Here is a 12729-nt window from a genome sequence, read left to right as displayed (position 1 = left end):
GTATCATGGGCAGAAGTTTCATTAGTACCAATTAAAAAGGAGGATTTTATGTCTCAGCACGATGGACCCGCACGTGGGGCGTTTCCGGAACTTAAGCTAGAAAAGAAGGCCCCGAAGAATGCCCAGGCGCTACTCATCGCGGCATTCGAAGGTGAAGACAACATTGAACTTCCAGGGACTTCGCTGCTCAAGCCGGCCGCGCTGCGCGAAGCATACGAGTCCTTCATTGCCGTGGGGGCAACCGGTAAGGCCAATGAGGTCACCCGCATCCCGGCGCCTGAGAAGGCAGAGGTCGATTCCATCATCGCCGTCGGCCTAGGCGATGCCGAGGACCTCGATGCAGAAACCTTGCGCCGCGCCGCCGGCAGCGCCGCACGTTCGATTTCCAAGCTGGAAAAGGTGGCCACCTCCTTGGGCGATTTTGGCATCGCACCCACGGTAGAGGGCCTTACCTTGGGCGGCTACAAGTTCAAGGGGCTTCGTTCTAAGTCCGGCAAGGATTCCGAGCAGCCCGCCGCCTTTACCGTGGTGGCAGAAAAGTCCGCCCGCGAGGAGTTCGAGGCGGCCAAGATCACAGCGGAGTCCGTGGTGATTGCCCGCGATCTGGTCAATACCCCGTCCAACCTGCTGTACCCAGAGTCTTATGCAGACTTCCTCTCCGACCAGGCTAAAGAGGTTGGCCTCGAGGTAGAAATCCTGGATGAAAAGGCGCTGCAGAAGCAGGGCTTTGGCGGCATTACCGCCGTTGGCCGCGGTTCCGCTCGCCCGCCGCGCCTGGTGCGCCTGAGCTGGAACCCGAAGAAAGCGAAGAAGCACGTGGCGCTCGTGGGCAAGGGCATTACCTTCGATACCGGCGGCATTTCCTTGAAGCCGGGTTCTGGCATGTGGGACATGATTTCCGATATGGGCGGTTCCGCCGCCATGGCCGCCTCCATCATCGCTGCGGCCAAGCTCAACCTGCCGGTGAAGATCACCGCTACCCTGCCGCTGGCAGAAAACATGCCGGGCGATAACGCCACCCGCCCGGGCGATGTCATCACCCACTACGGCGGCATCACCTCTGAGGTTCTCAATACCGATGCGGAGGGCCGCCTCGTGCTTGCCGATGCCATCGCGCGCGCCAGCGAGGATAAGCCCGACTTCCTCATCGAAACCGCCACGCTAACCGGCGCCCAGATGGTCGCCCTAGGCGAGCGCACCGCCGGCGTCATGGGTTCAGAAGACTTCCGCGACCGGATGGCGGGCATCGGCCGCGAGGTCGGCGAAAATGCCTGGGCCATGCCGCTATTGGAAGAGCACGAAGAATCCGTGAAATCCGCCAGCGCCGATATCCGCAATATCAACGCCAAGCGCGAGGGAGGCATGGAATACGCCGGCACCTACTTAAAGCAGTTCGTGGGCGAGGGCATCGAATGGGCACATATCGATGTCGCTGGGCCTTCCTTCAATACCACCGGCGCTTATGGCTATACGCCAAAGATGGGTACGGGCGTTCCCACCCGCACCGTCATTGCTGCCCTGCGCGAGATTGCTGAATCAAAGTAATACCCCGCGCAGCCGCCTGAGCATAAAATGGCGGAGTTATGAACACTGCTTTAATCATCGTTGATGTCCAACACGATTTTTGCCCAGGCGGCGCGCTTGGCACCGATCGCGGCAACGAGGTTGCAGAGAAGATCTCTTCTTTGCAGACCGAGTATGACACCGTCGTTGCCACGCAGGACTGGCACATCGATCCGGGTTCCCACTTTGCTAAGGACCCGGATTTTATCGATTCTTGGCCGGTGCACTGCGTCGCCGATTCCTATGGGGCGCAGATGCACGAGACGATCGGTCCTGCGCAAGCATATTTCCGAAAGGGCGAATACACCGCCGCGTATTCCGGATTCGAGGGCGCGGCACACGGCGTTTTGCTGGCGGAGTGGCTGCGCGAGCACGATATCGACGCAGTAGATATCGTCGGCATTGCCACGGATCACTGCGTGCAGGCAACCGCGGCGGATGCTTTAAAGGAAGGCTTTTCCGTCCGCGTCTTAAGCGAGTATTGCTCTCCCGTTGATCCGGACCGCGGGGATGCCGCCTTGGCTAAGTTAGAAAAGGCCGGCGCCACCATCGTCTAGGCCGATTAACTTAAGTCCTGCCCCGAATCAGGGTTTTCGCCGCGCTCAAAGCGCGCGCGGCGAAGGCGCTGTTCTTCCCTTTTACGCAAGATACGTTGGCGTTCCATGCGCTCGCGCATGCGTTGGGGGTACCCGGTTTCTTCGACATCAAAAACGTCGCACTGCAATAGTTTTCCTACCGCGTCAATCCCCTTCGGCCCGCCGATGCGTCGGCGAATAAACTCACCCTTTTCATCCACAACGACCACGGACATTTCATTGACCACGGTCTCTGGCTCGATAAATGCCTCAATAAAAGCCTTATCGGCGGCCCACATTTTGAGTTCTTGTTCGTCTTCTGGGCGGATAGTTTCTCCCGGACCGCGGGGCGGTCGCAGTGGCGATCGGGACTTATTGCGGCGGAAGAGGTTGAACATAACCCACTAGTTTACCCGCATGGAGGGTATTACTAACCCCACTACTGCACGATGACGGTCATCACGCTGTAAGATTGTGCGGTAGCGATAGAATACTTCCAACTTTTCGAGGAGTCTTAAAACTCATGGCGAACTCCGTTGAGATGCCCGAGCTGGGCGAGTCCGTAACCGAAGGCACCATTACCCAGTGGCTTAAGTCCGTCGGCGACACCGTCGAGGTGGACGAGCCTTTGCTCGAGGTCTCCACCGACAAGGTCGACACCGAAATCCCCTCCCCCGTTGCAGGCACCATCCTAGAAATCAAGGCCGAAGAAGACGACACCATCGAGGTCGGCGAGGTCATCGCACTCATCGGTGATGAAGACGAGGCTGATTCCTCTTCCGATGACTCTGACGACTCCGACGATGACAAATCTGAGGACAAGGAAGAATCCAAGTCCGAGGAGAAGGAAGACAAGGACGAGAAGAAGTCCGGCTCCAGCTCCAAGGCTTCCGGCGAGACCACCGATGTCGAAATGCCAGAGCTCGGCGAATCCGTCACCGAAGGCACCATCACCCAGTGGCTCAAGTCCGTCGGCGACACCGTCGAGGTAGACGAACCACTACTCGAAGTCTCCACCGACAAGGTCGACACCGAAATTCCTTCCCCCGTTGCCGGCACCCTGGTAGAAATCCTCGCCGAAGAAGACGAAACCATCGAGGTCGGCGAAGCCATCGCCCGCGTCGGCGACGAAAACGCCGCACCATCCTCCGACGACTCTGACGACTCCGACGATGACAAGTCCGAAGACAAGGAAGAAACCAAGTCCGAGGACAAGAAGGAAGAGTCCAAGTCTGACGAGAAGAAGGAAGAGCCGAAGCAGGATTCTTCCCTGAACACCTCCGCCAAGGTCAACAACGGCGATAACGTTCCATACGTCACCCCGTTGGTGCGCAAGCTGGCTGATAAGCACGGCGTGGACCTCAACTCCATTGAGGGCACCGGTGTAGGCGGACGCATCCGCAAGCAGGACGTCTTGGCCGCTGCTGGCGAGGGCGATGCGAAGGCATCGGAAGGCGACGATAAGAAGGCTGCTGACTCCCCACGCGCACGCTGGTCCACCAAGTCCGTAGATCCGGAAAAGCAGGAGCTTATCGGCACCACCAAGAAGGTCAATCGCATCCGCGAAATCACCGCTACCAAGATGGTGGAAGCGCTGCAGATTTCCGCACAGCTTACCCACGTGCAGGAAGTCGACATGACTCCTATCTGGGATATGCGCAAGAAGAGCAAGCAGGCGTTCATTGATAAGTACGGCGCCAACCTGTCCTTCCTGCCGTTCATTGTGAAGGCCACCACTGAGGCTCTGGTTTCCCACCCGAACGTCAACGCCTCCTATGACCCAGAGACCAAGGAGATGACCTACCACGAGGATGTCAACGTCGCCATCGCCGTAGACACCCCGAAGGGTCTGCTCACCCCGGTCATCCACAAGGCACAGAACCTGTCCTTGCCGGAAATCGCGCAGCAGATTGCGGAGCTGGCTGATAAGGCCCGCAATAACAAGCTGAAGCCGAATGACCTGACCGGTGCCACCTTCACCGTGACCAATATCGGTTCCGAGGGCGCCCTGCTCGATACCCCGATCCTGGTTCCGCCACAGGCCGGAATCCTGGGTACCGCGGCTATCCAGAAGCGCGCCGTCGTGGTCAACGAGAACGGCCAGGATGCCATCGCCATCCGCCAGATGTGCTTCCTGCCATTCACCTACGACCACCAGGTCATCGATGGTGCAGACGCTGGTCGCTTCATCACCACCATCAAGGACCGCCTGGAGACTGCAGACTTCGAGGCTGACCTCGATATCTAAAGCAGTTAGCTAACTGGCATACCTCCCGCTCCTTCCACGCGAAGGGGACGGGAGGTTTTGTCGTGCCTGGGGTACTCCGCGGGGGTGTAGCGGGAGAACTTCCGGCACAAATATCAGAGGAGTTTTATCCCGGCACTACAGGACATATTTCACTAAGTGGGAGGTAAGCAGGCTACAACACATTTTCATCGGTGAGTTACTGCATAAAAGTTTGTCAAGGGCGCTGTTTTTACCGGTTATTAAACATATACTTAGGGGCGGTTAAGACCATTGCACCCGATGAAGGAGACCTCACAGATGGATTACATCTCCCGCCACCTAGGGCCGGATTCTGCCGAGCAGTCCGCCATGCTCGGGACGGTGGGCTACGACAGCGTGCAAGCGCTTGTCGATGCCGCCATTCCACCCAAGATCCGCGCTAAGGAACTTCCCCACCTGCCAGAAGCGCTCTCTGAAGACGGGGCACAGGCCGCTTTGCGGGAGTTCGCCAACCAAAACACTGTACTGAAGCCCTTCTATGGCCAGGGCTACTCGGACACCCTGACCCCGGCCGTCATCCGCCGCGGCCTGCTTGAGGATGCCGGCTGGTATACCGCGTATACCCCCTACCAGCCCGAGATTTCCCAGGGCCGCTTGGAGGCCTTGCTCAACTTCCAGACCATGATCGAGTCTTTGACGGGGCTGCCCATCGCGAATGCTTCCTTATTGGATGAGGCTTCCGCCACCGCCGAGGCGGTCGGTTTGATGTCGCGCGCGGTAAAGAAGGGCCGCCGCGTCGTGCTGGACTCCCGCCTCCACCCGCAGGTGCTTACCGTTGCCGCTGAGCGCGCCCGCGCCATTGACCTCGAAGTAGAGATCGTGGACGTGCGCGAGGGCTTGGTGGGCGAAGACCTCATCGGTGCTGTCATCGCCTACACCGGCACCGAAGGCGAGATTTTAGATCCCTCTGCCCTGATTGAAGAGCTGCACACCCGCGGCGCGCTGGCCTCCGTGGTCACTGACCCGCTGTCCCTGCTGCTTCTGGAAGGCCCCGGAAACTTGGGTGCCGATATCGTCTTGGGCTCGTCCCAGCGCTTTGGTGTGCCCCTCTTCTTCGGCGGCCCACACGCTGCCTACATGGCGGTAACGGATAAGCTCAAGCGCCAGATGCCGGGCCGCATCGTCGGCGTCTCCAAGGATGCCGATGGCCGCCCGGCCTACCGCTTGGCGCTGCAGACCCGCGAGCAGCACATCCGCCGCGAGCGCGCGACCTCCAATATCTGTACTGCCCAGGCCCTTTTGGCCAATGTCGCCTCGATGTACGCCGTCTACCACGGGCCAAAGGGCCTGAAGGACATCGCCGAGCGCGTGCACGGCTTGGCCTCCTCCTTCGCCCAGTCCATCGTGGATGCTGGCCTGGAGGTTACATCGCAGAGCTTCTTCGATACCGTCACCGTTAGCGGTGTCGACGCGCAGAAGATCAAGGCCGAACTGCAGGATGCGGGCTACTTGGTGCGCGCAATTGGCACCGACAAGGTATCCGTATCCTTCGGTGAATCCGCCACGCAGCGCGATGTCGCGCACCTGGCAGAGGCCTTCGGCGCCAGCCCGGCTGAAGCGAACTTTGACCTGCCGGAGAATCTGCAGCGCGCCGAGGAACCGCTGGAGCACGAGATTTTCCACTCCATCCATTCTGAGACCCAGATGCTGCGCTACCTGCGCAAGCTCGCGGACAAGGACTTGGCGCTGGACCGCTCCATGATTCCGCTGGGTTCGTGCACCATGAAGCTCAACCCCACCGCGGCTATGGAGCCCATCTCCTGGCCAGAATTTGCCGGCATCCACCCATATGCCCCGGAAGAAACCACGACGGGCTGGCGCGCACTGGTGGAAGAAATCGAAGGCTGGCTCGCCGAGCTTACCGGCTATGCCAAGGTCTCCATCCAGCCCAATGCCGGCTCCCAGGGCGAGTTGGCGGGCTTGCTGGCCATCCGCCGCTACCACGTGGCCAATGGCGATAATGAGCGCGATGTCGTGCTCATCCCGGCCTCCGCGCACGGCACCAACGCTGCCTCTGCGACCCTCGCAAACCTGCGCGTCGCCGTAGTCAAGACCGCCGAGGACGGCTCCATTGACGTCGCGGACCTGGAAGAAAAGATCGAAAAGCACGGCAACCACATCGCCGGCATCATGGTCACCTACCCCTCCACCCACGGCGTCTTCGACCCCGAGGTGCGCGATGTCTGCGATAAGGTGCACGCGGTCGGCGGCCAAGTCTACATCGATGGTGCCAACATGAACGCGCTGACCGGCTGGGCACGCCCGGGCGATTTCGGCGGCGATGTCTCCCACCTCAACCTGCACAAGACCTTCACCATTCCCCACGGTGGCGGCGGCCCGGGCGTTGGCCCGGTAGCGGTGGCAGAGCACCTCATCCCGTTCCTGCCCAGCGATGCCGCATCCCCTGAGCTGGACGCCACCGCGGAAACCCCGGTGAGCCAGGGCGTTCCCATTACCGGTAGCAAGTACGGCTCCGCCGGCGTCCTTCCCATTTCGTGGGCCTACCTGGCCATGACTGGCGCCGAGGGCCTTGCCGCCGCATCCGGCCACGCCGTATTGGGCGCTAACTACCTGGCAGCCTCGCTCAACGAGTACTTCCCCGTCCTCTACACCGGCAACGAGGGCTTGGTGGCGCACGAGTGCATCATCGATTTGCGCGAGCTTACCGATGCCTCCGGGGTCACCGCCGCCGATGTGGCCAAGCGCCTCATCGACTTCGGCTTCCACGCCCCCACCCTGGCCTTCCCTGTGGCCGGCACCTTGATGATTGAGCCCACCGAGTCTGAAGACAAGGGCGAGCTGGATCGCTTCGTCGAAGCCATGCGCACCATCCGCGCCGAAATCCAGGAGATCATCGACGGTGAGGTGGCCTACGAGGACTCCGTTATCCACCACGCACCGTTTACGGCTGAGTCGGTAGCAACCGATAACTGGGAGTACTCCTTCGGCCGCGACAAGGCCGCGTGGCCAGTCAAGTCCCTATTGCATAGCTACAAGTATTTCCCACCGGTTCGCCGCCTCGATGAGGCTTACGGTGACCGCAACCTGGTGTGCAGCTGCCCGCCGCCAGAAGCATTCGAGATCGACGATTCCGAGGAGTAACAATGACCGAACTTCTAACCTCCCCGCTCAATGCCAAGCACGAGGAACTCGGCGCTACCTTCACGGCCTTTGGGCCGTGGAATATGCCGCTGAAGTACAACAGCGAACTGGAAGAACACCGCGCCGTTCGCACCAGCGCCGGCCTGTTTGATCTCTCCCATATGGGAGAAATCTGGGTCAATGGACCCGATGCCGGCAAGTTCTTGTCCTACTCCTTCATCTCTAATCTAGATTCGCTGAAGGTGGGCAAGGCCAAGTACTCCATGATCACCGCTGAAGACGGCGGTATCATCGATGACCTGATTTCCTATCGCTTCGAGGAGAAAAAGTTCCTCGTTGTGCCCAATGCTGGCAATGCCGATACCGTCTGGGACGAGCTCAATAAGCGTGCCGAGGGTTTTGACGTTGAGCTCAAAAACGAGTCCCGCGACGTCGCCATGATCGCCGTGCAGGGCCCCAAGGCCGCGGAAATCCTCGTCCCGCTGGTAGAGGACAATAAGCAAGACACCGTCTACGAGCTGGGCTACTACGCCGCCACGATGGGCAAGGTGGCGCGCACCTTCGCCATCATCGCGCGCACCGGTTATACCGGTGAGGACGGCTTCGAGCTCATCGTCTATAACTCCGATGCCCCGCAGCTGTGGGAAGAATTGCTCAAGGCGGGCGCGGAATATGACATCAAGCCGTGCGGCCTAGCCGCGCGCGATTCGCTGCGATTGGAGGCTGGCATGCCGCTCTACGGCAACGAGCTCTCCCGCGATATCACCCCGGTAGAGGCGGGCATGTCGCGCGCCTTTGCTAAGAAGGAAGCGGACTTCGTCGGCGCAGAGGTCATCCGCAAGCGCGCCGAGGAGGGCCCACAGGTCGTTATCTCCGGGCTCACCTCGGATCAGCGCCGCGCCGCGCGCGCCGGCGCCGAGGTTTTCCTCAATGACACCAAGGTCGGCACCGTCACCTCTGGCCAGCCCTCCCCCACGCTCGGCCACCCGGTGGCGATCGCGCTGCTCGATACCAGCGCGGATCTCGAACCGGGCACCGCAGTCGAGGTAGAAATCCGCGGCAAGCGTTATCCTTTTGAGGTAACCGCGTTGCCGTTCTACAAGCGCGATAAGTAAACCATCCGCACACCCTAAATATTCAGCCCGAAAGGACTACATACTATGTCTAACCTGCCCCAAGACTTTTCCTACTCCGAAGACCACGAATGGGTAAACGCCGCCAAGGACGCCGTAGAAGGCAAGACCGTTCGCATCGGTATCACCTCCGTGGCCGCAGACCGCCTGGGTGAGGTCGTCTTCGCAGAGCTGCCTGAGGTTGGCGATACCATCACCGCCGGCGATTCCTGTGGCGAGGTCGAATCCACCAAGTCCGTATCTGACCTGTTCTCCCCGGTCACCGGCACCGTGAAGGCCGTCAACGATGCCGTGCACGATGACTACGCCGTCATCAACAACGATCCCTTCGGTGAAGGCTGGCTCTTCGAGGTCGAGGTGGATGAAGCAGGCGAGCTCATGGAGGCTGACGAATACGCCTCCGCGAACGGCCTGGACTAAAAGACGGTTCGTTCGACCCACTCGAACAGAAAAATAGGCGGGAGGATGCCATGGCATTCTCCCGCTTTGCTTTTCCTCGCTTTGCTTTTCCCTACCAAAGAAGACGACACTAGAGATTATGACTGCACCACGCGATCCTTTCTTTCCCGCTGAACGCTCCATTCGCGCCTCGGACAATCCCCTTGAAATACGCCACTTGGGCCGCATGGATTACCAAGAGGCGTGGGATTATCAGGCGGAGGTGGCGGCGGCGCGCGCGCAGGGCACGCAGGACGATGTGGTCTTAGTGGTCGAACACCCCAATATCTATACTGCGGGCAAGCGCACGCAGCCGGAGGATATGCCGGATAACGATCTGCCGGTTATCACCGTGGACCGCGGCGGGCGCATCACCTGGCACGGGGAAGGGCAGTTGGTGCTCTACCCCATCATCAAGCTGGCGGAGCCTGTCGATGTCGTCGATTATGTCCGCCGCCTCGAGGAGGCCACCATCCAGGCGGTGCGCGAGCTGGGCGTGACTACCGCAGGCCGCATCGATGGTCGCTCTGGGGTATGGGTTCCCTCTACCACCCAGGCCAAAGATCCTTCCGCCTCGCAGCGCGATCGCAAGATTGCCGCGCTGGGGATCCGCATCACCCGCGGGGTGACCATGCACGGCCTAGCGCTTAACTGCAGCAATACGCTGGAGTACTACGACCACATCGTGGCCTGTGGCATCGATGATGCTGATATCACCACGCTTTCGCTGGAACTCGGCCGCGAGGTCACGATGGAAGAAGCCTCACAGCCGCTATTACGGGCGCTTGATGATGCCCTCTCCGGCCGCCTCATCGTCGCCGATCACAGTTTCGGTTCCGCACCCGATCCCACAAAGATTGCGAATGAGAAGGCGCGGGAGCGGCGTCGGCAAGCGCAGGCTTAAGCCCCGTGGCCCTAGTTTGGGGCTAGCGTGGAATAGTTGTGTGCCCGCGCGCCTTGAAGCTAGAAGAGCTATTAGCCATCACCATCTTTGATCGATAAAGTGAGTATTTGTGACTGTAAAGCCTGAAGGACGCAAGATGCTCCGCATTGAGAAGAAAAATGCGGAGTCGCCCATCGAACAAAAGCCGCGGTGGATCCGCAACCAGGTACGCACCGGACCGGGCTATGAGGACATGAAGTCCCGCGTGGCCGGCGCCTCCCTGCACACCGTCTGCCAAGAAGCCGGTTGTCCGAATATCCACGAATGCTGGGAATCCCGCGAGGCAACCTTCCTCATCGGCGGCGATAAGTGCACCCGTCGTTGCGACTTCTGCGATATTGCTACCGGCAAGCCGGAGCCGCTCGACCGCGACGAGCCGCGCCGCGTGGCCGAAAACATCCAGGAAATGGACCTCAACTACACCACCATTACCGGTGTAACCCGCGATGACCTCCCGGATGAGGGCGCGTGGCTGTATGCGGAGATCGTGCGCAAGATCCACGAGCTCAACCCACACACCGGCGTGGAGAACCTCACCCCGGATTTCTCTGGCAAGCCGGACCTGCTCGAAGAGGTCTTTGAGGCACAACCGGAGGTCTTCGCCCACAACCTGGAGACCGTGCCGCGCATTTTCAAGCGCATCCGCCCGGCCTTCCGCTACGAGCGCTCCCTCGATGTCATCCGCCAGGCCCACGACTACGGCCTTATTACCAAGTCCAACCTGATTTTGGGCATGGGCGAGACCGAGGACGAGGTTGAGGAAGCATTGCGCGACCTGCGCGAGGCTGGCTGTGACATCATCACCATCACCCAGTACCTGCGCCCCGGCCCGCGCTTCCACCCCATCGAGCGCTGGGTGCGCCCGGAGGAATTCGTGGCCCACTCCAAGCTGGCCAAGGAGCTGGGCTTCGGCGGCGTCATGTCCGGCCCGTTGGTTCGCTCCTCCTACCGCGCCGGCCGCCTGTACGTGCAGGCCATGGAAAAGCGCGGCTTGGAATTGCCGGAAAACCTCCAGCACCTGAAGGAAACGTCCCAGGGCGCTACCGCCCAGGAGGCATCCACCTTGCTGGATAAGTACGGTCCCTCGAAAGAAACCCCGGTGACCACCCGCATGGCCAAGACTCCGGCCAATGCTAATTCGGTCGCGGCAACCGTGCGCTAAACCGCGGAATATTCTTACTCGGCCCTCGCCATCTGCGGGGGCCGTTTAACATTTATGCCACCTGACCTTTAAAGTAGGAACCATGGCGAAAGATGACAAAGCAGCCCTGAAAGCTGCCAAGAAGCAAGAACGCGCGGCTAAGCGCCAAAAGCGTAAGCAAACCTGGTCACAGTTGTGGCAGGCATTCAATTTGCAGCGCAAGCAGGATAAGGCCCTCATCCCTATCATGCTGGCCGCCTTCCTCGGCGTCGGCCTTCTGTTCTTCCTCATTGGCATGCTCTTTAATGGCCAGTGGTTCATGCTGATTATCGGCTTGGGCCTGGGCGCGCTTTTGGCGATGTTCCTGTTTACCCGCCGCTTGGAACGCGATATGTACAAGCGCGTCGAAGACCAACCCGGCGCCGCCGGTTGGGCCTTGGAGCAGCAGCTGCGCAATACCGTCGGCATTGTATGGTCCGTAAAATCCGGCATCGCCGCCACCCGCCAGCAGGACCTAATCCACCGGGTCATCGGCAATGCGGGCGTCATCTTCGTGTGCGAGGGCAATAAGAACCGCCTTCGCCCCACCCTTAACCAGCTAAAAAAGCGCGTGGACAAGATTGCCGGCGGCGTGCCGGTCTATGAGGTCTACGTCGGCACCGGCGAAGACGAGGTGCCGGTATCCAAGCTGCGCAACCACCTCATGAAGCTGCCTCGCAACTACAATAAGAACGCCACCTACGACAATATCCGCCGCATTGAGGCCATGGACTCCATGCCTGGGACGATGCCGGGCATGCCCAAGGGCCCAATGCCGCAGCAGGCGCAGAACATGTCCGGCATGAACCGCCGCATGCGCCGCGCGCAACAGCGCAAGGGCAAGGGCTAAACGCACCGTTAGCCACTCGCCTTGGCTAGGCTTTCGGCTCTCGCCTTGCTCTACAACACAAACAGTCCCTGCAACCGCCCGATTGGGAAAGGTTGCAGGGACTGTCGTGGTTTTCGTAGTTTTACGGTGCGCGGGACTTATCCCCGCGCGCCGCTAAGAATTGATAACGACGGTGCCCGTCGCCCGGTCGTGCATGCCGCGCCCGTCCGCGTCCACCATGGCGGCTGGGAAGATGACGCCGGTAAGCAGCGTGCGCACTGCCGCGCGCCAGAAACCCACCTGCGCGCCAGGCACATCCAAGCGGGCCACGCCCATGCCAAGGATGAGCATGCCCGGGGTGCGTGCGAATAACCAGCCACATACGATGCCCATTAATGCCCAGAGCGCATAGCCCAAAAAGGACACGCCGCCGAGCTGCGTGGTGACCATGTGGATGACGTTGGCCAGCAGCATGCAAATGATCCAGTCAATGGCTACGGCGCCTGCGCGGCGGCCTACCGACGCCATGGACCCAGGTCCGGATTCCGGCAAGCCCAAGTTTTCACCGGGCCACCGGCTGGGGGTTCCTGCATCGTCATATTCGCCCGGAATATTGGGCCCGTCGAGCCACGTGCGCTTGTCTGCCATGCTCACCAATTTAGTTGCCCCTCACCCAGAA

The 12729-nt window shown here is 60.4% G+C and carries 11 protein-coding genes; 9 read left to right on the top strand and 2 right to left on the bottom strand.

The window, feature by feature from the left end; all coding sequences use genetic code 11:
- Positions 1–48: 48 nt before the first annotated feature.
- Complete coding sequence (locus tag QP908_RS08040; RefSeq protein ID WP_239269741.1) at positions 49–1545, top strand: leucyl aminopeptidase; 1497 nt, start codon at positions 49–51, stop codon at positions 1543–1545.
- Positions 1546–1583: 38 nt separating this feature from the next.
- Positions 1584–2120, top strand: a complete 537-nt coding sequence (locus tag QP908_RS08035) for an isochorismatase family protein (RefSeq protein WP_239269740.1) — start codon at positions 1584–1586, stop codon at positions 2118–2120.
- 5 nt (positions 2121–2125) lie between these two features.
- Here the strand turns inward: QP908_RS08035 and QP908_RS08030 are convergent, their stop codons facing one another.
- Positions 2126–2536: a hypothetical protein gene (locus QP908_RS08030; RefSeq protein ID WP_005283964.1), complete on the bottom strand. Its 411-nt coding sequence runs from the start codon at positions 2534–2536 to the stop codon at positions 2126–2128.
- A gap of 125 nt (positions 2537–2661) precedes the next feature.
- On the opposite strand from QP908_RS08030, the gene sucB reads away from it, so the two are divergent.
- From sucB to QP908_RS07995, 7 genes are all read left to right on the top strand, one after another.
- Complete coding sequence (gene sucB / locus QP908_RS08025) at positions 2662–4386, top strand: 2-oxoglutarate dehydrogenase, E2 component, dihydrolipoamide succinyltransferase (RefSeq protein WP_239269739.1); 1725 nt, start codon at positions 2662–2664, stop codon at positions 4384–4386.
- A gap of 297 nt (positions 4387–4683) precedes the next feature.
- On the top strand, positions 4684–7527 hold the full coding sequence (gene gcvP / locus QP908_RS08020; RefSeq protein WP_239269738.1) for an aminomethyl-transferring glycine dehydrogenase: 2844 nt from the start codon (positions 4684–4686) through the stop codon (positions 7525–7527).
- Between the two features lie 2 nt (positions 7528–7529).
- Entirely contained in the window at positions 7530–8642 is a 1113-nt protein-coding gene (gene gcvT, locus QP908_RS08015; RefSeq protein WP_239269737.1) for a glycine cleavage system aminomethyltransferase GcvT, read from the top strand.
- Positions 8643–8687: 45 nt separating this feature from the next.
- Positions 8688–9080: a glycine cleavage system protein GcvH gene (gcvH, locus tag QP908_RS08010; RefSeq protein ID WP_239269736.1), complete on the top strand. Its 393-nt coding sequence runs from the start codon at positions 8688–8690 to the stop codon at positions 9078–9080.
- A 118-nt stretch (positions 9081–9198) separates the two neighbouring features.
- Entirely contained in the window at positions 9199–10002 is an 804-nt protein-coding gene (lipB, locus tag QP908_RS08005; RefSeq protein WP_239269735.1) for a lipoyl(octanoyl) transferase LipB, read from the top strand.
- A gap of 136 nt (positions 10003–10138) precedes the next feature.
- Entirely contained in the window at positions 10139–11203 is a 1065-nt protein-coding gene (lipA, locus tag QP908_RS08000) for a lipoyl synthase (protein ID WP_005278301.1), read from the top strand.
- 82 nt (positions 11204–11285) lie between these two features.
- A complete protein-coding gene (locus tag QP908_RS07995; RefSeq protein WP_284772035.1) occupies positions 11286–12071 on the top strand; it encodes a DUF4191 domain-containing protein in 786 nt (261 codons plus the stop codon).
- 153 nt (positions 12072–12224) lie between these two features.
- Here the strand turns inward: QP908_RS07995 and QP908_RS07990 are convergent, their stop codons facing one another.
- The gene (locus QP908_RS07990) at positions 12225–12698 is read right to left on the bottom strand and encodes an RDD family protein (protein ID WP_239269733.1); all 474 of its coding nucleotides are present in this window, start codon (positions 12696–12698) and stop codon (positions 12225–12227) included.
- Positions 12699–12729 lie beyond the last annotated feature (31 nt).

Source organism: Corynebacterium sp. MSK204, assembly GCF_030229885.1.
GTDB lineage: Bacteria > Actinomycetota > Actinomycetes > Mycobacteriales > Mycobacteriaceae > Corynebacterium.
This window is presented reverse-complemented; position numbering and strand designations above follow the sequence as displayed.

What these genes read in the sequence shown, in the direction of transcription:
- QP908_RS08040 (WP_239269741.1), top strand. Translation starts at nt 49, where the DNA reads ATGTCTCAGCACGATGGACCCGCACGTGGGGCGTTTCCGGAACTTAAG.
- QP908_RS08035 (WP_239269740.1), top strand. Translation starts at nt 1,584, where the DNA reads ATGAACACTGCTTTAATCATCGTTGATGTCCAACACGATTTTTGCCCA.
- QP908_RS08030 (WP_005283964.1), bottom strand. Translation starts at nt 2,536, where the DNA reads ATGTTCAACCTCTTCCGCCGCAATAAGTCCCGATCGCCACTGCGACCG.
- sucB (WP_239269739.1), top strand. Translation starts at nt 2,662, where the DNA reads ATGGCGAACTCCGTTGAGATGCCCGAGCTGGGCGAGTCCGTAACCGAA.
- gcvP (WP_239269738.1), top strand. Translation starts at nt 4,684, where the DNA reads ATGGATTACATCTCCCGCCACCTAGGGCCGGATTCTGCCGAGCAGTCC.
- gcvT (WP_239269737.1), top strand. Translation starts at nt 7,530, where the DNA reads ATGACCGAACTTCTAACCTCCCCGCTCAATGCCAAGCACGAGGAACTC.
- gcvH (WP_239269736.1), top strand. Translation starts at nt 8,688, where the DNA reads ATGTCTAACCTGCCCCAAGACTTTTCCTACTCCGAAGACCACGAATGG.
- lipB (WP_239269735.1), top strand. Translation starts at nt 9,199, where the DNA reads ATGACTGCACCACGCGATCCTTTCTTTCCCGCTGAACGCTCCATTCGC.
- lipA (WP_005278301.1), top strand. Translation starts at nt 10,139, where the DNA reads ATGCTCCGCATTGAGAAGAAAAATGCGGAGTCGCCCATCGAACAAAAG.
- QP908_RS07995 (WP_284772035.1), top strand. Translation starts at nt 11,286, where the DNA reads ATGGCGAAAGATGACAAAGCAGCCCTGAAAGCTGCCAAGAAGCAAGAA.
- QP908_RS07990 (WP_239269733.1), bottom strand. Translation starts at nt 12,698, where the DNA reads ATGGCAGACAAGCGCACGTGGCTCGACGGGCCCAATATTCCGGGCGAA.